Source organism: Flavobacterium sp. C4GT6, from assembly GCF_036347315.1.
Classification (GTDB): Bacteria; Bacteroidota; Bacteroidia; order Flavobacteriales; family Flavobacteriaceae; genus Flavobacterium.
Genome location: NZ_JAZGZU010000009.1, coordinates 26,024 through 48,878, shown reverse-complemented (window position 1 = coordinate 48,878; position 22,855 = coordinate 26,024). Strand labels below are relative to the sequence as shown.

Annotated in this window: 18 protein-coding genes; 7 read left to right on the top strand and 11 right to left on the bottom strand. The window is 38.6% G+C overall.

What is annotated here, in order from left to right:
* Positions 1 to 42: 42 nt before the first annotated feature.
* The 9 genes from V3Z67_RS11690 to V3Z67_RS11650 form a co-directional block, all read right to left on the bottom strand.
* The gene (locus V3Z67_RS11690) at positions 43 to 846 is read right to left on the bottom strand and encodes a hypothetical protein (protein ID WP_330443484.1); all 804 of its coding nucleotides are present in this window, start codon (positions 844 to 846) and stop codon (positions 43 to 45) included.
* Positions 847 to 904: 58 nt separating this feature from the next.
* Positions 905 to 2,230 carry a glycoside hydrolase 5 family protein gene (locus V3Z67_RS11685; RefSeq protein ID WP_330443483.1) on the bottom strand — a complete coding sequence of 442 codons (1,326 nt, stop codon included), beginning with the start codon at positions 2,228 to 2,230 and terminating at the stop codon, positions 905 to 907.
* 8 nt (positions 2,231 to 2,238) lie between these two features.
* Positions 2,239 to 3,261, bottom strand: a complete 1,023-nt coding sequence (locus tag V3Z67_RS11680) for a UDP-glucose--hexose-1-phosphate uridylyltransferase (protein ID WP_330443482.1) — start codon at positions 3,259 to 3,261, stop codon at positions 2,239 to 2,241.
* Positions 3,254 to 4,423, bottom strand: a complete 1,170-nt coding sequence (gene galK, locus V3Z67_RS11675; RefSeq protein ID WP_330443481.1) for a galactokinase — start codon at positions 4,421 to 4,423, stop codon at positions 3,254 to 3,256. The genes V3Z67_RS11680 and galK overlap by 8 nt, the downstream gene beginning before the upstream one ends.
* Positions 4,424 to 4,429: 6 nt before the next feature.
* Positions 4,430 to 5,665: a glycoside hydrolase family 26 protein gene (locus tag V3Z67_RS11670; RefSeq protein ID WP_330443480.1), complete on the bottom strand. Its 1,236-nt coding sequence runs from the start codon at positions 5,663 to 5,665 to the stop codon at positions 4,430 to 4,432.
* Between the two features lie 139 nt (positions 5,666 to 5,804).
* Positions 5,805 to 6,977, bottom strand: coding sequence for an AGE family epimerase/isomerase (locus V3Z67_RS11665; protein WP_330443479.1), 1,173 nt, complete (start codon positions 6,975 to 6,977; stop codon positions 5,805 to 5,807).
* Positions 6,977 to 8,173 carry a glycoside hydrolase family 130 protein gene (locus V3Z67_RS11660; protein WP_330443478.1) on the bottom strand — a complete coding sequence of 399 codons (1,197 nt, stop codon included), beginning with the start codon at positions 8,171 to 8,173 and terminating at the stop codon, positions 6,977 to 6,979. Before V3Z67_RS11660 ends, V3Z67_RS11665 begins: the two co-directional genes overlap by 1 nt.
* Positions 8,174 to 8,212: 39 nt before the next feature.
* A complete protein-coding gene (locus V3Z67_RS11655; RefSeq protein WP_330443477.1) occupies positions 8,213 to 10,138 on the bottom strand; it encodes a sodium:solute symporter family protein in 1,926 nt (641 codons plus the stop codon).
* 32 nt (positions 10,139 to 10,170) lie between these two features.
* Positions 10,171 to 11,352 (bottom strand): glycoside hydrolase family 26 protein, encoded by a 1,182-nt coding sequence (locus V3Z67_RS11650; protein ID WP_330443476.1) that lies wholly within the window; start codon positions 11,350 to 11,352, stop codon positions 10,171 to 10,173.
* A gap of 190 nt (positions 11,353 to 11,542) precedes the next feature.
* On the opposite strand from V3Z67_RS11650, the gene V3Z67_RS11645 reads away from it, so the two are divergent.
* The 7 genes from V3Z67_RS11645 (at position 11,543) to V3Z67_RS11615 (ending at position 21,541) form a co-directional block, all read left to right on the top strand.
* Positions 11,543 to 12,418 (top strand): AraC family transcriptional regulator, encoded by an 876-nt coding sequence (locus V3Z67_RS11645; RefSeq protein ID WP_157481395.1) that lies wholly within the window; start codon positions 11,543 to 11,545, stop codon positions 12,416 to 12,418.
* A 287-nt stretch (positions 12,419 to 12,705) separates the two neighbouring features.
* Positions 12,706 to 15,900, top strand: a complete 3,195-nt coding sequence (locus tag V3Z67_RS11640) for a SusC/RagA family TonB-linked outer membrane protein (protein WP_330443475.1) — start codon at positions 12,706 to 12,708, stop codon at positions 15,898 to 15,900.
* A gap of 11 nt (positions 15,901 to 15,911) precedes the next feature.
* On the top strand, positions 15,912 to 17,513 hold the full coding sequence (locus tag V3Z67_RS11635) for a RagB/SusD family nutrient uptake outer membrane protein (RefSeq protein WP_330443474.1): 1,602 nt from the start codon (positions 15,912 to 15,914) through the stop codon (positions 17,511 to 17,513).
* Positions 17,514 to 17,530: 17 nt separating this feature from the next.
* Positions 17,531 to 18,550: an IPT/TIG domain-containing protein gene (locus V3Z67_RS11630; RefSeq protein ID WP_330443473.1), complete on the top strand. Its 1,020-nt coding sequence runs from the start codon at positions 17,531 to 17,533 to the stop codon at positions 18,548 to 18,550.
* Positions 18,551 to 18,756: 206 nt separating this feature from the next.
* On the top strand, positions 18,757 to 19,995 hold the full coding sequence (locus V3Z67_RS11625; RefSeq protein WP_330443472.1) for a glycoside hydrolase family 27 protein: 1,239 nt from the start codon (positions 18,757 to 18,759) through the stop codon (positions 19,993 to 19,995).
* 3 nt (positions 19,996 to 19,998) lie between these two features.
* Positions 19,999 to 20,955, top strand: a complete 957-nt coding sequence (locus V3Z67_RS11620) for a glycoside hydrolase family 5 protein (RefSeq protein ID WP_330443471.1) — start codon at positions 19,999 to 20,001, stop codon at positions 20,953 to 20,955.
* Between the two features lie 118 nt (positions 20,956 to 21,073).
* Positions 21,074 to 21,541, top strand: coding sequence for a hypothetical protein (locus V3Z67_RS11615; RefSeq protein WP_330443470.1), 468 nt, complete (start codon positions 21,074 to 21,076; stop codon positions 21,539 to 21,541).
* Positions 21,542 to 21,616: 75 nt separating this feature from the next.
* On the opposite strand, the gene V3Z67_RS11610 is transcribed toward V3Z67_RS11615, so the two are convergent.
* Complete coding sequence (locus tag V3Z67_RS11610; protein WP_330443469.1) at positions 21,617 to 21,784, bottom strand: hypothetical protein; 168 nt, start codon at positions 21,782 to 21,784, stop codon at positions 21,617 to 21,619.
* A gap of 100 nt (positions 21,785 to 21,884) precedes the next feature.
* Positions 21,885 to 22,823 carry a PorP/SprF family type IX secretion system membrane protein gene (locus V3Z67_RS11605; protein WP_330443468.1) on the bottom strand — a complete coding sequence of 313 codons (939 nt, stop codon included), beginning with the start codon at positions 22,821 to 22,823 and terminating at the stop codon, positions 21,885 to 21,887.
* Between the last annotated feature and the right edge of the window lie 32 nt (positions 22,824 to 22,855).

The window sequence follows — 22,855 nt, the reverse complement described above, 5'->3', positions numbered from 1 at the left end:
AATAAAAAAAGGGCCGAAGCCCTTTTTATTATTTATTGAATATTATTTGGTGTTATTTACCTGAGTCGTTTGACTTACCTTGGTAACCATCTTCATTTTCATTGGCATCCCTCCCTGTTCCATATCTAAGTCCATGCTCATTTCTCCATTATTAACAAGAGGATATTTAGTATCTATATCATAAACCATTTCGCCGGTTCCTTTACCTGAGCCTTTCATACTTGCACCATCTGCAAGGCTTCCATCCATAGAAATATCATGCACTACATCAAAATAAGCCTTTTTACTTTCAACTTTCTTAAGTGTATAGGTTATTTTATCATTCATTTTCATAGCTCCGCCACCAATAGGCATATCAATAGGAACATCCTGAACAAAAGTTTCTCCTATTTTAAGGGTCTTTTTAGGGTAATCGATTTTTGTAAGCATATCTTTCACACCTTCAAGAGCCATCTGTTTAGCCTGTGAAGGCATATCCGGTGCAACGATAGAGTCAAAAACAGGTACAAATTCCCCTTTTTTAACCTTACCATACATATCCATCTTTACGTCATTGGAATTTCCCGGCATACCTTCCATTTCCATTGACATAGACATTGATGTAGTCATAACAACAGGTATCATTCCTTTAGCTTCTTTTTTAGTAGAAATTTCCCCGTTAATAGAAATTTTCATGTCCATTTTTTGGGCATTTCCTCCATATTCCATGTCCATTTGAATACTTTGTACAGATGCCTGCTCGTACTTTTTACTTGGCAGTAACTGTATATCAAGTGTTACGGAATCCTGTGCTTTCATGGCTCCTGCCATAAGGAAAGCGGCAATAAATAATGTTGCTTTTTTCATGGTGTGTTTTAAGTTAAAGCTGCAAATATACATTAAAAAAAGGGCTCAGGCCCTTTTGCTATTTCTGTACTGCTTTATTGTATTCTTTTATAAGATTGAGTGTAGTAGTATCTGTAGCAAATACCGAGTTAAGCCCCTGCGGTTCCTGCGGAGGATCGGTTGTAAAATCATCTCCTTTATTCCACTTACCGTTTTCAGGGTTATTTTTACCTATACCGCCAAAACCCCAAAAGTTAAGTCCGGCAAAAGCTTCCTTGTCTGTAACGCTTTGTTCTAATCTATCGAAAACCGATTTATAAAAAGTGTCCCTGTTTGCTACAGATGCATTTTTATCAAGACTCTCTCCTTCACGCGGAAGTCCAAACTCCTCAAGCACTATAGGCTTGTTCAGTTTTTGCGCCACAGCGATATGGCCGTTAATATACTGTTGGGCATTAGCAATGGCAACAGGCAGGGTTGCTTCGGCATTTTCATGCTTAAACCATCCCCAGTTTTTAGGCCATATATGCATTGTAAGGTAATCAATTTTAGGATTATTATGCGTCCTCTCATAAATAGCTATATCATCTGCCGAGCCCGCCTTCCCTTCAGAACCTGTGCATATTAAATGATAAGGATCCAGTTCATCTATAAGATTTACCACATCGTTAAGCCACAGTGTAAATTTCTCCTCATTATCTGCAGTGAATACCCTAGGCTCGTTTGCTACCTGCCACGCCATAATAGTATTGTCTTCGGTATACTTCTTATCGTTATAAGCGTTAGATCTTCCTAATATGAATTTTATATGGTTTTTAAAGGCTTCCATACAAGGTTCACAGCTATGAAACTGCTTGGTATAGTCCATAAATTCAGGCCATGTGTGAGGCGGAACATTAGGGTTAGGAAATTCTCCCTTACCATTCCATTCAAGATACTGCGCCATACCACCGCTCCATTCCCAGTTATTGGTAAGGTATAATACGGCATGCATATCGCGTTTTGCCATTTCGGCAAGTAAGTAATCAAGTCCGTCTAACAGATTACTATCATATTGACCCTGTTCCGGCTGCAGTGCCGGACTAACCGTAAAATCCTGAGTACCGGCTTCTGCCCCTACCAAAACACGAAGGTTGTCTATACCGTACTCCTTCATCATATCCAGTTCTTTTACCAGTCGCTCCCTGTCTCCGCCTTCTTTAGCTGCAATCAGTGTACCGTACCAGTAATTGGTTCCTATATAATGATAAGGCTTGTCCCCTTTGTACAGTTCAGTCCCTTTAACAGTTATTCTTTCGGGTGTAACAATCCCGATTGTAGTGACTGTATCTTCCGTTTTTTCCTTTTTATCTCCGCATGAAAACAACAAAGGCAACGTAAGCAAGCCTGCCAGTAACTTATTCATATTATGGTTTAGTTTAGGTTTTTAAGTATTTGTGCTGCCGATTCGGGCGTTATATCCCTTTGCGGCGTAGCCAGCATTTCGTATCCTACCATGAATTTTTTTACCGTAGCCGAACGTAACAATGGCGGATAGAAAGCCATATGCCAGTGCCATTCGTTATGCTCCTTACCATCTGTAGGTGCCTGATGTATACCTGCTGAATACGGGAATGAAACATCAAATACTTTATCATATATCATGGTTAGCCTTTTATAGGTTTCGGCTAAAGCTGTTTTCTCATCATTGGTCATATCGGTAATTCTTGCCATGGCGCGCTTAGGGATAATCATAGCCTCATAAGGCCATGTTGCCCAAAAGGGTACTACAGCAGCAAAATGGTTGTTTTCAAAAATTACACGTTCGTCTTTTTGAAGTTCCTTTTGCAAATAGTCTGACAATAATGTACTCCCGTGTTTTTGGAAATACTCCTGCTGGGAGTGCTGTTTTTTTGAAGGCTCGACCGGAAGTTTTTGGGAAGCCCATATCTGTCCGTGCGGATGCGGGTTACTACATCCCATTATCTCGCCTTTATTCTCAAATATCTGTACGTAATTAATCTCTGGGTCACTGCCAAGTGTTTGGTATTCCTCAATCCATAAATCGACTACTTTCCTTATGTCTTCTACCTTCATTTGCGGAACCGTCAGGCTATGATCTGGCGAAAAACATATTACCCTGCAAATACCTTTTTCTGATTCTGCTTTAAAAATATCGTCTTCAACAACATCAAAATCAGGTGAATCTTTTAATAGGGCAGAAAAGTCGTTAGTAAAAACATACACGTCCTTATAATCCGGATTTTGTTCTCCTCCCGAACGGGAATTACCCGGACATAAATAACAGCCCGGATCGTACTGAGGCCTTACCTCTGCCGAATGTTTCTCTACCTGTCCCTGCCACGGGCGTTTGCTCCTGTGTGGGGAAACCAGTACCCATTCTCCGGTTAAGGCATTATATCTCCTGTGTGGGTATTCGTTTAAATTCTTATCCATTTTGTATTACGGTAGCGCCATCCCCTATACTTACAGGGTACACTTTCAGTTCTTTATTATATTGTTTGTGATAACTTTCTCCTACCTGTTGGATTACCTCATCAACAGCATCTGTTTTTATTAGGTTAATGGTACAGCCACCAAAGCCACCTCCCATTAATCGTGCACCTAAAACATTAGGATTATCACTTACTGCCGAAACCAAAAAATCTAATTCTTTGCAGCTTACCTCATACAAGCCTCTTAACCCGGCATGGGTTTCAAACATTTTTTGTCCAACAGCTTTAAGGTTGCCTGCTTCAAGAAAAGCAGCTACCTGCTGTACACGCTGGTTCTCTTCTACCACATAACGGCAGCGGTTATATACAACTGCATTATTAGGGTATACATATTTGTCAAGCATTTCGAGAGATACATCACGAAGGCTGTCTACCAGTGGTACATATTTTTTTACCATAGCCACGCCTTCTTCACATTGTTTTCTCCTCACATTATATTCTGAAGATGCCAGAGAGTGCTTAACATTACTATCAAACAGCAAAAGATTTGCTCCTTCAAGTTTTAACGGTTTGTATTCGTATTGTAGTGAACGACAATCCAGTTTTATAAGGGTATCCTTCTTACCGAATACACTGGCAAACTGATCCATTATACCACACTGCACTCCTGCAAAATTATGTTCGGCCTTTTGGGCTATTTGTGCTAAAGTGCTTTTATCCAAACCTGCATTGGTATAGGCGTTTAAAGTTACCGCAACAGCACACTCTAAAGCAGCTGAAGATGACACCCCCGCCCCAATAGGAATATTGCCTGTAAAAACGGCATCGAACCCTTTAACCTTTAAACCTTTTTTAATAAAACCGTCTACTACACCTAAAATGTAATTAGCCCAGATTTTGTGGTCTGTTTTGGTTAGGTTTTCAATAGCTATTGAAAAATCCTGTTTCATATCCAGGCTTTTCAGGTTGATAGTACTATCCTGCCTTGGTGTAAGTACAAAATACATTCTTTTGTCTATAGAGGCAGGCATAACAAAACCGTCATTATAATCGGTATGTTCACCTAAAAGATTAATCCTGCCCGGAGCAAAAGAAACGATACTTGTCTCTTTAATAAACTGTTCTAACGATGCCGGAAGCATCTTTGTGTCTGTTATATCCATTTATTCCTATGGTAAAGTATACATATCAGGAATATCGTTTTGTAATACGCTTCCCGTTTTGTTGGCAAAAGTTACAAAATCCTGAGTATCTGTTTGTCCCGCCGGCGGAACATAATACCCATCTTGTGAATTTACCCAAAACATTACAAACGCCAATTCCACATCATTGTTAGTCATTGCGCTGTAAATATAATCAGAAAAGAAATGGTCAATAGGACTATTTAAAGAATTTATCTGAAAGCCAGTTTCTGTCATTGCTGCGATTTTAACCTTTTCCTTCGCTAAATCTGAAATCATTTTAAGTTTAGCGTTTGCTGTAGCAACTCCAGCCGTACCCTGATTGTTGAAATCACCATAGTTATCCATACCCAGCATATCCACATAGGCATCACCCGGGTAACGGTTTAAATACTGACTCTCTGTTGTGTATGAATTATCTGGAGAGAAGGCATAAATCACATTATGTACCTGCTTTGTATCCCTTAAATACTCCACCGTAAATTGCCATACGTGTTGATATTGCGCCGGAGTACAGTAAGCACTACCCCACCAAAACCAGTTTCCGTCAAACTCATGGAACGGCCTGAAGATTACAGGTATTAAATTATCGTTATTATCCTTTAGGTTAGAAAGCACACTGGCTACCTTATCCAGTTTAGCTTTGTAATAGTCGTGGTATAAACCTCCCGGCAGCAAACTGGGGAAAGCACTGTACTTTTGATAATCGGTCATATCACTGGTATAAAAGCTCTCTCCTTCAAAAGGCTCCCTGAAATGCCAGCTGAAAATATTTACCATACCCTTACTGTAAGCTTCCTTAACATCATCTGTTATAAGGATTTCCTGCTGATAGAACCAGTTATCAGGTTGCTCATTATTTTGATCATCGGTAATAAACATAAAATCAGACCCTAGTAAAGCCGGATCATTACCCGTAGCTTTCTTCATGTCTGAATCTCCTGCATCATTATTATAAAAACCATTAAAGGCATCCTGTTGCCCTACTAAAAACTGTGTTTTTGAAAGGTGGTATAAATTGTAGAATAAAGCTACGGTTTCATTAGTAGCATTGGCATCCACCATATAACTGCGAACATTGGCTACGGTAAGTTCGTCAACGGTTTCAACGGGCTCATCAATTGTTTCTTCTATAATGTTATTGTCGCTGTCAAACGAACAACCTGTAAAAGTTATACATGAAAGAAACAATGCGGCAAGTGCTGAACTGTAATTCGATTTCATAGTAGTTTCGTTTAGGAATCATTGGTTTTTCAGGGCAAAAAAGCTAATAATTTTATAATGTGTTAGGTTTTTGAAAATTAAGATTTCAAACGTTTTCGAACTACTTGTTTTTTGTCAAAAATGTGTACTATTCCTTCAATTAAGGCAGTCTTTTAATAAGTTCGATACATGCCCTTGAGTTATGGTACGGACATTTCCAAAAACCGGCCTTATCTTTTTCAATAAGCGAATAATCTTTATTCACACCCCAAACCCATTCACCGTTGGCTTTATCCAGTATATACTGCTGAACGAATTCCCAGTTCTTTTGGGTAAGGTCAAGGTATTTTTTATCTCCTGTTAGCTGCCATGCATTCACTAAGCCAATCCATAACTCTGACTGTGGCCACCAGTGTTTTTCCTCAATCATATGGTTGTTGTGCATTTCCAGCTCATACCATAAACCTCCGTCAGTATCCAATCCTTCAAGAGCACCTTCGGTAAGTATCATAGCATGCTTTTTATAGATAGCAGTAAGGTTTTCATCCTCTATAGCTTCAGCACACCATTGCAGCAACCACGCTGCCTCAATATCATGTCCGTAAGAAACAACGTCTTCCTTTTCTACCCATTCCTCATTAAAGAACAGTCTTAGGTGTTTGGTATCGGTATTAATAAAGTACTTATCTATCGTCTCCAGAAGACCTATAGTTACCTGTTTCAGTTTTTCATCCTTCCATACTCTGTAAAGGTTAGCATAAGCCTCTACAATATGGAGATGTGTGTTCATGGTTTTTTTCTCATTAGCATCCTTATCACTAAGGCGCAAATCATCTATAGGCTGCCAATCCCTTGTAAAGGCTTCAAAGTAGCCTTTATGTACCGAATCAAAGCTGTGTTCTTCTATTTTTTCATACAGCGCTATTGCCATTTTAAGCGCCTCTTCATTTCCGGAAGCTGCATAAAATTCAGACAAGCCATATATAGTAAACGCCAGTGCATAGATTTGATTTTTGGTATCGTTTGGAGTACCGTCATAATTTAGGCTCCAAAAAATACCACCATGTTCCCTGTCATAAAAATAACGGGCAATATAATTAAAAGCCCTTTCGGCCATTTGCAGGTGCTCCTTATTTTGAGTGATGGGATAGGAAGCAGAAAATGCCCATAAAATACGGGCATTTAGTACTGAACCTTTTGGGTCATTATATTGTTTAGTCTCTGTATAGTCAATGGTTCCAATAAAGCCTCCGTTCTTTTCGTCTATTGCGTTGTTAAACCAATAATCCAAAATTGAGCGTAGCTCATTATGCATTTGTGACTTTAATTCCATTACAAAAACTTTTTGTTGTTTTCTACCTGAGCAATAATTGTATTTACCGACCCTGCCGATGTAAAAGTATCTTCCGGAGTGTTCATTACATAATCCACCAACTTATTTACTGTAGAAACTGCCACGTGCATACGTGTATCTGAAGAAGCATAATAAATATACACAGTACCGTTTTCATCTGCTACCCAACCGTTAGAGAATAATACGTTAGAAACGTCACCTACTCTCTCTTCCCCTTCAGGCCCCATAAAATGACCTGCCGGCTGATGTGTTACTTTAGAGATATCGTTAAGATCGGTCATGAACATATATAGTGTATAGCGCAGTCCGGCAGCAGTGTTACGTACACCGTGTGCCAAATGCAACCAGCCTTTTTCTGTTTTTATAGGGGCAGGTCCAAGTCCGTTTTTAAGCTCATATACCGTGTGATATACTTTACCACAAATAATTTTCTCGTCCTTAACAACCGGATTTATCATATTGTCAATAAAACCAAGACCTATTCCTCCTCCGCTACCTACATCAATAAAGCCATCCTGCGGACGGGTATATAATGCATACTTCCCGTTTACAAACTCCGGATGAAGAACCACATTACGCTGCTGTCCTGTATTCGATACCAAATCAGGTAATCGTTCCCAGTTTACCAAATCTTTAGTCCTTACAATACCTGCATTAGCAACTGCCGCACTGGTATCGCCTTTTGGAGCATTAAGGTCTTTTCTTTCTGTACAGAAAATACCATAAATCCATCCGTCTTCGTGCTCAATAAGCCTCATGTCATACACATTGGTATCCGGTTCATCAAGCTGAGGGATTACACACGGCTTTTCCCAAAATTTGAAGTTATCTACACCGTTAGGGCTTTCGGCAATTGCAAAAAACGACTTCCTGTCTACTCCTTCTGTACGTACAGCCAAAATATACTTACCGTTCCATTTCATGGCTCCGGCATTAAAAGCAGCATTCATACCAATGCGCTCCATGCCAAACGGATTAGTTGCCGCATTAAGGTCATACCTCCATTCTACAGGAGTATGGGCTGCCGTAACTACAGGGTTTTTATATCTTGTATAAATACCATTGGTATCTTCTACCGGGGTATTTTTTCTTTCAATCAGTTCCTGATGTTTTTTAACCAAGGATTCATAGTTAGGTATTCTTACCTGGTTATTTGTAATCATCTCACTAGCCATATAATAATCTATATTAAATTCAAGTTTTTGTTTATTCTTTTAGAAGTCGGTAAGCCTGTTCCACCAGGTACGTTTCATTATCATCACTATTATCATCATTAGTACCAGCACTATGGCAAACCCTGTCCATTTTGAAAGAATAAAATACATAGGGAGTAATGTTAACAGTATCTGTCCGGTAATCCCCATGGCTACATTTGCCATATTGATACCAAAGTTTTTGTTTTCCACAATAGTTGGATCCTGAGCCTGAGCCGCCTCTTTAATTGGCTTCCAGAAACCCCACGGTCTTACTGTTTTATAGAAATCTATTAGTGTTTCCTGGTTCGTAGGAGGTGCTGCATAAGAACCTGCTACACAAGCCACAAACTGAATAATGATAAACACAGGGAAGTAATACAGCATACGGGTACCGTCAAAATAATCGGTCACACCACTTACTGATAATGCCGGAGGGATGGCGCTGGCAATAATACCCGCAAGCATACCCCAAAAGAATCCGTTTGCATTAAAGCGCCACCAGTACCATTTAAGTACATTGGCACATACAAACCCGCCATAAAGTCCGGCAGTAATAATATTAAAGATCATGTTTACATCTTTAATCAAAAGCCCTAAACCAACACCCAGTATAACCATCACCGTACCCGACAGATAACTCATTGTGATAATTTTCTTCCTGTCGGCATCGGGTTTTATAAATTTCAGGTAAATATCGTTTACTAAATAAGCCTGCCCTGCATTAAGCGTCCCCGAGAAGTTACTCATAAATGCCCCAAGGAAACCCGCCAGTACAAGTCCTACCAACCCTACAGGAAGGTATTTATTAATTACAGCCGGCATTATACTTTCAAAGTTAATTCCGTCGGCAGTTTGTCCAAGGGTTAAGTCTTTAAAGTAAAGTATACCCAGTATACAAAGTCCCATTGTCATAAAATAACGGATAGGAAGCAGGATAATAGAAATGAATCCGCTCATCTTACTCGCTTCTTCCGGAGACTTGGTACTTAATATCTTCTGGCAATCGTAGTTTGGCGCAGGTCCGGCTAAACTTTTAAGCACACCCGAGAAGAACATCATCCCAACAATAGCCGAGAATAGTTTGTACCCATCCTTTTCCAGTTTCACCTGTGCATCAGCAAGGATATTTTGCCATTCAAGACCCAATTCCCAGCCAAACATAGGGCTATCCCACCCTACAGGCATCATATCTTTAATTGCAATTCCTGAATCGGCCAGGTGCATCATAGCGATACTACCCACAAACAGCGAACATACAATCATAATCATGTACTTGATAAAATCGGCCAAAACGATACCGTGCATACCCCCTACAATACTATAGAATGTAGCCACAAGACATATACTTACACCATAGAATTTTGCCGTAAGATCTTTTGCTTCATACAGAGCTGTTTCATAAGCCGGAGTTCCAACCTGGAAAGCATCTACATGCTGATCCAGGAACGGGAATACCTCTTTTACGCTTTCATAAGGAATAAATATCTCAAGGAACTCACCCACACCCACAAAGGCATAAGCCATATAGCCCACACATAGCATAAGTGCAAAAACAACTACCACAGCATGGCTTTGCTTTACCCCTTTATCACTAAGCCCGAAGCGGGTGCCCAGCCATTCGGCTCCGGTAGTAGCATTACTTCTCCTTAGCCATTTACTCAGAAAAACCATAAGAAACACCTGATTGAAAACAGGCCACATCCATGGTATCCAGACACTTTTAAAACCATATAAAAAGGCCATACTCACTAAAAGCATAGTACCACTAATGTCAAACATATCACTGGCATCACTTAGCCCAAGCATGTACCAAGGGAGCTTTTTACCCCCCATAAGGTAACTGTCCTTACTCTTTTTTGCACGGTTTTTCATAATGATTCCTATAACAATCATCATTAAAAAATACACTGCTATTATTGTTAAGTCTATCGCTGTTAATCTCATATTTAGAAATAGCTGCTATTACAGCTTTTAGCTTATTGGTATAAATTCTGTTTAGTCACTTCTTTTTGGAACAGCACCCTGTCCTGATTGTAGTACTCTACAAAATCAGCTTTGTGTACATGCCCGTTGTATGGTGCATAGTAATGCATTCTTGGCGGATTCATGTACTCATTCCACCCATGATTTCTCCATAACAACACGTATGATATTTTATAATCACCTATTGCGTTAGTTAAGGTTTCTGTCCACCATTTCTCATAAGGTATAGCCTCATAACCTGTTTCTGCTATTGCGGTAAGCTTGCCGTGTTCTTGGGCTGCCTGTTGCATTACACCAATTAAACTGTGTACGTTATCTGCATACTCTTTAAGCTTTTCGCCTTCACCGGTTTGATAAGCATCAAAACTCATCATATCTACATATTCATCACCAGGATAGTATTCTAAAAAGTCGGCTTTGGTTTTCACATTAGCATCTGACGTATTGTATACATATATAAGGTTATGCACTCCCTTTTGCTCAAAATAATCTACCGTAAATTTCCATAGCTGTTTAAATTGCTCAGGACTGGTAGTATTTTTACACCACCAAAACCAGTCGCCTGTAAACTCATGGTAAGGCCTGTATAGAATTGGCACCAAATTACCGTCACTACCTTTTAAGGAAAGGAAAAATGCAGCCGCATTATCCAGCCAATCTTTATAAACTTCGTGCTTAGAACCTTCAGGAAGTATTGATGCTACCGTACCTTCAGGATTATCCCATGCATCTCCTCCGCTCAACGGATTGTTTACGTGCCAGCTTATGGTGTTTACACCTCCTCTGTCGTACACCTCCTTTATAAACTGCCTCATTTTATCAAAAGGCACTCCGTCAAGGTTTTTATCGACATTATTCTCTATCCTTCCTATATCCCAACCGTATACCGCAGGATAGTCTCCGGTAACATCTTTAACATCACTTCTACCCTCTTCATATTTCCACTCCACACCATAAGCAAGGTCGTCCTGATGACCGAACATATATCCCTTTTCTCTTAATTTAAAAAGGTTTTTATACAAAGTAACTGTTTGTACTGTAGCATTTTTATCTGCCAAAACACCTACAGCCACCTCTTTTTCTTCCTGACTGGCTGTTACTTCCTCCTTACTGCCTGATTTCCCGCAGGAAACTACAGCTAAAGCAAGTAACAGTATCGATATCTTATTTTTCATTTAAATTTGTAGTTGGTTTAAAGAGAATGCTTTAAACTTGATAAATTCTTAATTTATTGACCTTAATATTTAACAAAGCACAATTTTAAACGCACTTTTTTGATAATGTCAAAGATAATTTTAGTCTTAAATTTAAGTTAATATTATTTTATCAATATTATATCATATAATTGCAAATAAAAACATACAAATGAACACTCAAAAATTTCACAGAGAAATTCCGCCACTATCTAAAGGTGATAGTTTCCTAGTTTTTGACAGGATTAAAGATAGTTTTGACTTCCCTATACATTATCACCCTGAGTATGAAATTAACTTTATACTTAATGGTAAAGGTGTAAAAAGAATTGTGGGAGATCACATAGAGGAAATAGATGATGTAGAACTGGTACTGGTTGGCCCAAACCTGCATCACGGATGGGAAATGAATACCTGTAAAAACAAAAAAGTACACGAAATAACCATACAGTTTCACAACGACCTGTTTAGCGATTCGTTATTATCACGACGTATAATGATGCCTATTAAAGACATGTTTAACCGATCTAACCACGGTATACTGTTCTCTAAAAAAACAGGCGAAGAACTAGCTAACAGACTGATAAGCATTTCTAAACTGGATGGAATGGATTACTTTCTGGAAATTATCTCCATACTTCATGACATGGCTAATTCCAGAAACCAGCGACTACTTTCCACCTTCACCGTAGATCATGATACTTTTGAAGATGATGATAAAATGAAACTGGTATACGAGCACATACAAAAAAATTTCTCTAACAAGATTACACTTGATGAAGTGTCTGATATTACAAGTATGAGCCCGGTATCGTTTAATCGTTTTATAAAGAAACGAACCGGAAAAACATTTGTTAACTACCTTAATGATATAAGAGTAGGTTATGCTGCAAGATGGCTTATAGAAAAAGATTTGAGCATATCAGAAATTGCATTTAAGTCGGGCTTTAACAATATTGCCAACTTTAACCGCATATTTAAAAGCATAAAGAACACAACTCCAAGCCAATACAGGGACGAATTTTATGGAATGAAACGCTTTTTATAAGCTAAAGCTGACTAAAAAATACACCTTAAAACCTTTGCTTTACGATATTTTAACCACTGACACTCAATACATTAATTATCCTTACAAAAGTAAGTATATTTTTATGATATATTATTTACGCAAACGTTAGAGAAAATATTATCATTAAATGATAAAATAATATTAACAAACGCTTAACATCTCCCATAAATTTGTTTTTATCAATAAATGAACTCTAAAATTACCGAAAGCAAAATTAAAGTGTTTATTTATTTAGAAATTAGTAACTAACCTAACACAAATTAATTATGGGGATTACATTACTTTATTTTACTAATTGGCTAAAACGCGGCAATACATTATTGTACCTGCTTTTGTTTTGCTCTTTTAGTGCGTTGCAGGCGCAAACCACTGTTACAGGTACCGTGACAGATAACACTGGCTTTGGTATACCGGGAGCCAATGTTAGCGTTAAGGGTAGTAACACAGCCATTGCTACTGATATTGATGGAAATTATGCCATCGAAGCGCCTGAAAATGCTGTTCTTGTATATACCTTTATAGGATATGAAACCCAGGAAATAGCGGTAAAAGGTCGTAACGTACTTAACGTTACCCTTGCGGAAAACTCACAACTTCTTGACGATGTAGTCATAATTGGTTACGGTGCTCAAAAGAAAGATGATGTAAACAGTGCGGTATCCAGCATTCGTACGAAAGACATTGAAAACCTAAAACAAACCACTGTAGACCAAATGATTCAGGGTAAAGCAGCAGGTGTTTCAGTAACAAATAATAGCGGACAGCCGGGTAGTGCTGTTTCAATCAGGGTTCGTGGTACAACATCAATTTCAGGTACTAACGAGCCTTTATATATTATAGACGGTGTGCCAATTTCAGGTGACGGTACTAATATTTCTACCAGTGGAAGACCTATATCAGGCAGTGATTTCTCTTCAAACGGAGGCGCAGGTAACAACGCTGTGAGTCCGCTTTCCATGATTAACCCTAACGACATCCTCTCTATAGACATCCTTAAAGATGCCTCGGCTACAGCCATCTATGGTTCAAGGGGAGCTAACGGTGTAATCATTATTACTACAAAATCAGGTAGAAAGGGTGAAGGTAAAATTGCTTACGAAGGCTACACTTCTATCCAGAATATTTACAAAAAACTAGACGTTTTGGACTTACAGGGCTATGCCAGACAGCAAAAAGCATTATGGCTGGCTTATGGTTTTAACGAATCAGACTTCCGTCCTGAATTCCAGCATCCTGAACTTTTAGGATCAGGTACTGACTGGCAGGATGAAGTATACCAAACAGCATATTCACACAGCCATCAGCTTTCATTCTCTGGAGCTAAAGATGCTACAAGATATTATATATCAGGTGGTTTCCTTGACCAGGAAGGTATACTTTTAGGATCAGGATACAAAAGATACACCATGCGTGTTAACCTTGACTCACAGGTTAAAAGCTGGTTAAAAGTAGGTGTAAATGCAAACACCGGTATTACTAACGAAAAACTTACCATTAACCAGAGTTATGGTGGTATAATAAGTAATACGCTACTACAGTCTCCTGATATCCCTGTTAGAAATCCTGACGGAAGTTTTGCAGGACCTACAAGCAACGACCTTAACTCTACTTACTTTAACCCGGTTGCTGAGGCGCTTGTTAAAGACAACAAACTGGTACGAAAAAATTTCCTTGGAAATGTTTTTGCTGAAGCTGATATTATTGACGGACTAAAATACAGAATTGAAGTTGGTGCTAATACTGAATTCTCTGAAAATACCGATTTTACTCCTTCTTACAGCTGGGGTGTACAAACTAACCCAAGTGCCGACTTAATGGAAAGAAGACAAAACTGGTACTCGGTTAACATTAAAAACCTGCTTACTTATACAAAAAGCTTAGGCAAACATAACTTCACATTACTTGCCGGTCAGGAAGCTAACGACAGCCACTGGGAAGGTCTTGTTGCAACAGGTACAGGTTTCCAAACTAACAATGTTTACGGTTTAAACCTTAGTGATCCTGCACAAAATAAAGTAACAAGCTACAAAGGCAGCCAGGCTTTATACTCATTTTTCGGACGTTTAATTTATGACTTCAATGATCGCTACGGACTTTCGGCTTCATGGAGGGCAGACCGTTCGTCTAAATTTGACCCAACTACAGATAACCAGTGGGGTTACTTCCCTGCAGTTGCTGTTTCGTGGAAGCTTTCTAACGAGTCGTTCATGGAAGGTACACGTAAATATATAGACAACATTAAGTTCAGGATAGGTTATGGTGAAACAGGTAACCAGCAAATTCCTAACAACAGGTATACTGCTTATCTTGGTCAGCAAAACTCTGGCATTGGTCCTGGTTTCCTTCCTTCAAACTTCCCTAATCCTGATTTAACCTGGGAGTCAATGCAACAAACAAACTTTGGTCTTGACTTTACAGTACTTGGCGGTAGGCTATCGGCTAACCTTGACTACTATATTAAAAAATCAGACGGATTCCTTTTCCAAATGCCGTGGCCTTTATACCTAACAGGTGGTGGTGGCCAATATGGTGGTGTTGATGCTCCATACTCTAACCTTGGTGAAATGGAAAACAGAGGTTATGATATTACCTTAAACTACAATACAAAAGGCTCAGGTGATTTTTCATGGAGTTCAACTCTTGTATTCTCACACTATAAAAATGAGCTAACAAGCCTGTCTAACGGTTTATCACTAACTCAGGAAGTAAACACTAACGGTTACCAGCCTGTAGTTGTAACTAATACCGAAGTAGGTTCTCCTATTGGTATGTTCTACGGATATGAAGTAGTAGGCCTGTTCCAAACTATGGATCAGCTTAACAATGCTCCTATACAGTTTGACCAGTCTGTTGGAGAGGGCGTTGGTCAAACATGGCTTGGTGATGTTCAGTACAAAGACGTTAACGGAGATGGTGTTATAGATGCAAATGATAAAACATTTATAGGTAACCCTCACCCGGACTTTACTTTTGGTTTTACTAATACTTTTAAATACAAAAACTTCGATCTTTCTGTTTTTGTACAGGGATCTTACGGCAACGATGTAATGAACCTTACTTACAGAAACGGAACACAAAACGGACAGCTATACCAAAATGCACTTACCGATGCTGCTAATTACTGGACACCTGAAAATACTGATACTAATATCCCAAGGATAGTTCCCGGTAATGCTAACACTAACGTACAGATATCAAGCCGTTATGTTGAAGACGGATCTTATGCCAGAATCCAAAACCTTACTTTAGGTTACTCTCTGCCTCAGGACATCGTTTCTAAAGTAAAAATGTCAAGAGTACGTATTTACGGCTCGGTTCAAAACCTTCATACCTTTACTAAATATAAAGGTTATGATCCTGAAATTGGTTCATTTAACCAAAATCAGCTACTAACAGGTATTGATAATGGACGATACCCTTCACCAAGAACTTTTTCTGTAGGAGTTAATGTAGAATTTTAAAAAAAATGAAAATGAAAAGATTTTTTAATCTATACAAAATATGTAGTTTGGCATTAGCACTTACAATGCTTGCCTCCTGTGCCGAAGAGTTTACAAACCGCCCGCCGGAAGACACCATCTCTCTAGACAGCTACTACAGCACAAACGAACAGGTTACATCGGCCACAAACGGTATGTATGCCAGAACCTGGTTCCAGTTTCACAACAAGTTTTTCTTTGCAGTTACCGAAGTAGGTTCGGGTAATATGTATACAGGATCGAGTGACGTTAATGCCATGAGAACCTTTTCTCTAAACGGTAGTGACCCTGAACTTGTTAACGGATGGAGCTCTTTATGGGCAAATATAGCTCAGGCGAACCTTATTATTAATTTCTTACCAGAGCGTGTTGGCCCTGGTGTAAGTCCGGAAGTACTTCAAAACACTATTGGAGAAGCTTATTTCATGAGAGCTACTGCTTACTTTTATTTAGTAAGACTTTGGGGTGATGTGCCAATTATTGAAAACAACCTTGATTTTGCATCAAACCCTGTAATCAATAAAAACAGGATTGAAGATGTTTACACTTTAATCGAAATGGATTATCAGGCAGCTATTGAAAATCTATACGACAAAACAAGATCTTCAAACTACACTGCTAATGCACGTGTATCTAAGGGATCTGCTAAATCAATGCTGGCTAAGGTTTACCTGTATCAGCAAAGATACTCTGATGCTAAAGCAATGGCTGAGGAAGTAATCAACAGCGGCGAGTTTAAACTACTTGGTGGTGAATCGCTACCTGATAAAAGTTTTGGTGATTTATTTACTTACCCTAACAACAACAATGAAGAATCTATTTTTGCTATCCAGTGGGTAACCGATGGCAACTATGGTTCTGCCAGTAACTGTAATACTCAGTTTGGTATCAGTACAGCAGCAATAACTACATCAAATGCTTCTTATGGTGGTGTATTTGGTCCTTCTCAGGATGCTATTTTCAATGTATACACTGAGCCGGGTGATGTAAGAAGAAAAGAAACTATCATGATGCCGGGTGATGAATACCCTAACATAAAAGTTCGTATTAACAGCGGTACCGAAGAACAAACAGGGTTTATTGTTCCTGAGGCAGACCAAATAGGCGGTCAGGGAGCCGGTGCAGCCATTAAAAAATACTGTATAGGTATTGTTAATGGTGATGTTACAGGCCCTATAGATGCCTGGAATATGATGGAAAACAACACTTACCTTATGAGGTATGCTGACTTGTTACTTATACATGCTGAAGCCACCCTTGGCGGAGCAGGAAGCACTTCAGATGCTGGTGCACTAAGCTCATACAATGCTGTGAGAAACAGGGCCGGTTTACCTAGTGTTAGCTCATTTACTTTTGATGAACTTTTCCTTGAAAGAAGACGTGAACTTTGTTTTGAAGGTGATTTTTGGTTTGACCTTGGAAGAATACCAAGATCTCAGGCTATTGCTATAATGGCAGCACAAAACAGAGGTAATAAAGATCTTGAAGAACATTTCACTCCGGATGAATCAGACTTCTACCTGGACTACCCTGATAATGAAGTGGCTAAAAACCCTTTACTATTAGAAGATCCGGTACCATATTCATTTGACTAATATTAAAAAACAGAGTTATGAAGAACTTTAGATTAAAACATATATTGGGCTTACTTTCTGTATTCGCAATATTATTTGTAGTCTCATGTAGTGATGACGACAGTATTACACCCGGGAAACCGAGCATTGAAAGCGTTAGCTTTGCAGAAAACGACTCTCTTGTAGAGTATGGTTATGCTAACAACATGTACATAGTGCGTGGTGCCGGTTTTACAGGTACAGAAAAAATATATTTTAACGACGTTGATACTTATTTCAATCCAACTCTTGTAACAGACGGAGTTATTTTTGTAACTATTGATGAAGATACTCCTTATGAAAATGCTTCTAACGAACTTAAGGTAGTTACTCCTCGCGGTACGGCAATATATTCGTTTGTAGTTGCGCCACCTGCTCCAACCTTAAAAAGCTTCCAGCCGATAAATGCTGCCGAAGGAGAAGAAATCACCATATACGGAAGGTATTTCCTTGATCCGGTAGTTACTATTGATGGCGTTGAGGCAGAAATTGTTTCAAGTAGTATTAACCAGATTGTTGCGATTGTTCCTGCGGGTTCTAACGGAAAATATGTACAGGTTGAGACCATTTCGGGCTCTTCTGAGTGGGATACTGCCATTGGTACTGCTATTTATGATGATGCTTTCTACGCCCCTTGGGATATTGAAGCATGGAACAATCATGAATACATAACAAATGAGGCCGATGCATACCAAGGAACTACTTTTATCAAAAAAGAAATTGCCGGATGGGATAACATACAGGGTAACTGGAACTGGGATGACCAAATCTCTCAGTACACAGGGATCCACTTTGCTGTACGTTCTGACGATGCAGGTAAACTGGTACTTATTTTTAATGGTAATAACTGGGGAGATGCAAACTTTGCGTTTGATACTACCGAAGAATGGATTGACGTTCGTTTCACTTGGGAAGAGCTTGGCGGAATGCCGGAAGCCCTTCAAAACATCTCATTCCAGGAATTTACAGGATCAACCCACAATTATTATTTTGACAACTTCGGTTATACCGTAGACTAATAAGCTCATACATTGTAATTTTGTTTTTTGTGAAACATTCCCTGATTATAAATCATAAATCAGGGAATGTTTTAATCATTTATAGCCCGCATGAATACCAACCATAAAATAATAATACTGTAAACAGTATTTAAAACAAACATTTTTGGCATCTTAAATAAACCGCATAATTAATATATAGTACAACCTCGCATAAAGCTTTAAGAATGAAAAAAATTATTTACAGCATTTTAAGTTTGGCACTAAGTGTAACGGCTTTTGCTCAGGGAAATGTTTACAAACAGGAACCTACAAAATTTGAAGGCCTTGCCATGACGCCACCTATGGGATGGAACTCATGGAATACCTTTGCTACCAATATTGACGAAAATCTTGTAAAACAAACGGCCGATATCATGGTATCATCGGGCATGAGAGATGCCGGATATACCTACATAGTGCTTGACGATGGCTGGATGGCGCGTGAAAGGGATGAAAACGGAAACTTAATACCTGATCCTAAAAAATTCCCTGGCGGAATGAAAGCGCTGATAGATTATGTTCATTCAAAAGGTTTAAAATTTGGGCTTTACAACTGTGCAGGCACTAAAACATGTGCAGGTTATCCTGGAACCAGAGGGTATGAATATCAGGATGCACGTTTTTATGCATCATTAGGTATTGATTTTTTAAAATACGATTGGTGCAATACGGAAGGTATTAACGCTACAGAGGCATATACAACAATGAGCAATGCCCTTAAAACTGCCGGAAGACCTATACTTTTCAGCCTTTGCGAATGGGGTGACAACCAACCTTGGAAATGGGGAGAACCACTGGGTAACATGTGGAGAATATCGGGCGACATCTATCCTTGTTTTGACTGCGAATTCAAACACCCTGAAAACTGGTCTTCATGGGGTTTCATGAAAATTGTTGACATGAGAAAAGGCATCAGGAAATATTCGGGACCAGACCATTGGAATGATTTTGACATGATGGAAGTGGGTAACGAAATGAACGATACCGAAGACAAATCGCATTTTAGTATTTGGTGCATGGTAGCATCTCCTCTTATTGCAGGTAACGACTTTAGAAGTATGAGTAAAGAAACACTAGAGATACTTACCAATAAAGACATGATTGCCATTAACCAGGATAAACTGGGTATACAGGGTTTTAGATACAAAAATGACAACGGACTTGAAACATGGGTTAAACCACTTGAAAATGGCGACTGGTCTGTTGCTTTCCTTAACAGAAGCGAAGAAAACAAAAGCATTAACTTTAACTGGAAAGAACACATCATTAAAGACGACATCTTTAATTTAGAAACATCATTTGATTCTGCCACCTACGATATTTATGATGTATGGAATCATAAAAAAATAGGTACAACAAAAAAAGCATTTAAAGATAAAGTTGCTCCACATGATATTGTAGTACTTAGACTTTCTAAAAAATAAAAAATGACAAACAGAATAAAACATATAGCTTTTTTGCTGCTGTGTGGTTTTACTACTTTTGCTCAGGTTTCAATGCACGGGCAGTTAAGTGTAAAGGGCACTAAACTTACAGATGAAAAAGGTAAGCATATAATGCTGAGAGGTGTTAGTTTTGGCTGGCACAGCTTTTGGCCCCGTTTTTACAATCAGGATGCTGTAAAATGGCTTAAAGATGATTGGAAAGTAAATGTAGTACGTGCCGCTATGGGCATTGAAGTAGGTAATGATACTTATATACAAAACCCACAGTTCGCTACCGAGAAAACAATGGCTGTTGTTGAAGGCGCTATTGCAAACGATATTTATGTAATAATAGACTGGCATAGCCACAACATTAATCTTGAAGAAGCCAAACTGTTTTTTGATCAGATATCTAAAAAATACGGCAATTATCCTAACGTGATTTATGAAGTATTTAATGAACCGGACGACGAAAGCTGGGCTGACGTTAAGTCTTACAGCGAACAGATCATAAAGATTATCAGGAAAAATGATTCTGATAATATTATACTGGTAGGTTGCCCACACTGGGATCAGGATATTAATCTTCCGGCTGCCGATCCTATTAAAGGTTTTGACAATCTAATGTATACCGTTCACTTTTATGCCGACACACACAAACAAGAGCTACGAGACCGTACCGATAAGGCAATAGAATCGGGGTTACCGGTATTTATATCTGAAAGTGCAGGTATGGAAGCCAGTGGTGACGGACCAATGAACTATGACGAATGGCAACGATGGATTGACTGGATGGAAGAGCGCGGGTTAAGCTGGATAACATGGTCTATATCCGACAAGGATGAAACCTGTAGTATGCTACAAAAATCGGCCTCCTCTACAGGTGAGTGGAAAGAAAATGATTTGAAAGAAAGTGGTGTTAAAACCCGTAATTATTTAAGATCGTTGAACAAACAATAAGTTAAGTTGAGTTAGTTTTGTAATTTGAGAGAGCCTCACTTAGCGTGAGGCTTTTTTGTGAAATACAAAAACACTATACTAATTATTTTTAATTATATTCGCTGAAAAATAAACATTTATGAAAAATTTAATTTACCTATGCCTTGCATTTTGTATGGCTACAACTGTTGGGTTTGCACAAAAAATTACCGATAAAGACTTACAGGGCACATGGAATCTGGTAGCTCTAGATGCATTAAGCTCTCAGGGAATTTATTTAGATCTTGCTAATAATGACGTAAAATTTTCGGAAGAAGCAGAAGCACAGGCTCCACCGGAAGCCCTTGCTCAGGCGAAAGAAAGTATGGGGCCTACAATAGATATGCTGAAACAGATGAAAATGATTATAAACGGAAATGAAATAAAACAAAGTATTCCGGGTGACGAGCAAACTGGAGTATATAGCATTGTTAATGAAGAAGATATGCAAAAGCTTAAAATAATTTATGCTGACGGTACCGGAGACAATGTAGAATTTTACATGAAAGACAAAAAACTTCATGTAAATCTAGGTGAAGATGGCTTATTTATATATGCTAAAGAGTAACAATAAGTATTTATTATAAAGAAACAAAAAGAGCTGCCATAAGGCAGCTCTTTTTGTTTTTTAAGCAGTTTTTCCTTAACAAAGGTAATAAGCCCCTACAAAAAGCAGGATTACAGAGATAAACAGGTTACAAACACCTATACTCCTAAAGCGTACATTGTTTCTGTCTATCCCCGCCAGGATTAGCTTCCCCGATGCTAATAAAAAGAAGGCTCCAAACGAATAACATAAAACCTGATACATAATCATAGATTTTTAAGTGAAACATTAAGCTTTCTTTTCTTTTTCTTTTAGCGCATTTTTAGTTATTCCCCCAAACATAACAATTAACAGATGCAGGTGTTTAGTGCCATGTACAAGGACAGTTACTGATACCCTGGAATATATCCAAACCAACAGTTATCATATGTGTACCACTGTTATAAGCAAGAAGCTCATTTGTGGTTAACTGATATGAGTAAGCAAAATAGAAATTTGAAACGTTTAATCCAACCATTGGACCAATATTTATTGGATTTCCTAATTGATCGTTAAGAAAACGGTAGCTACCGCCTATCCAATAGTAGTCATCACCGTCCATATAACGGAATTTAAGGTTAATATCGGTAGTAGATCTTCCGTCACTTTCAAAATACTGAACAAATGAAGATGGTTCTACCTCCCAATTACCGCTTCCTTTAAACGTATAACCTGTATAAAACTGATAGTTTCTAAGTCTGTTTGGTTCCTGTATTGCAAAAATATCAAGATCCTTATTCAGTATATTAGCACCGGTAGCACTAATGTAAAACTCCCCTATTCTATATAGTAATGCAACATCAAAGTTGTGGTTCACAACATAACGATTGTTGTTTATAGAAGGATCGGGTGTTGAGATATTCTCTATATCTACCTTAAACTGGTTAAGGTTATATGAAATACCAAACGAAAGGAACTGATTAGTATACTTATCTAATATAATATGGTGAGCAAAAGATACTTTACCCCCATATTGTCTGGTATTACCATTACGGTCATTATATAAAAACATACCAATACCTGTATTATCGGCTATCCTTAAATCTGCAGCCAGTGACTGCATATCAGGGGCATCTTTAATCCCTACCCATTGTGTAAGTCCGTTAAGCCTTATTTTCACATGGTCACCAATACCTGCATAAGCAGGAGAAATAATATAAGGGTTATCTGCCAGATACTGTGTATGTGTTGGTATTGTTAACTCCTGAGCACGCATTACAAATGCTGTAAGTAGTAAAGTTAGTAGGAGAAAAGTTTTTTTCATTGTGTGTGTATTTTGGCCTTGTTATTTAATTC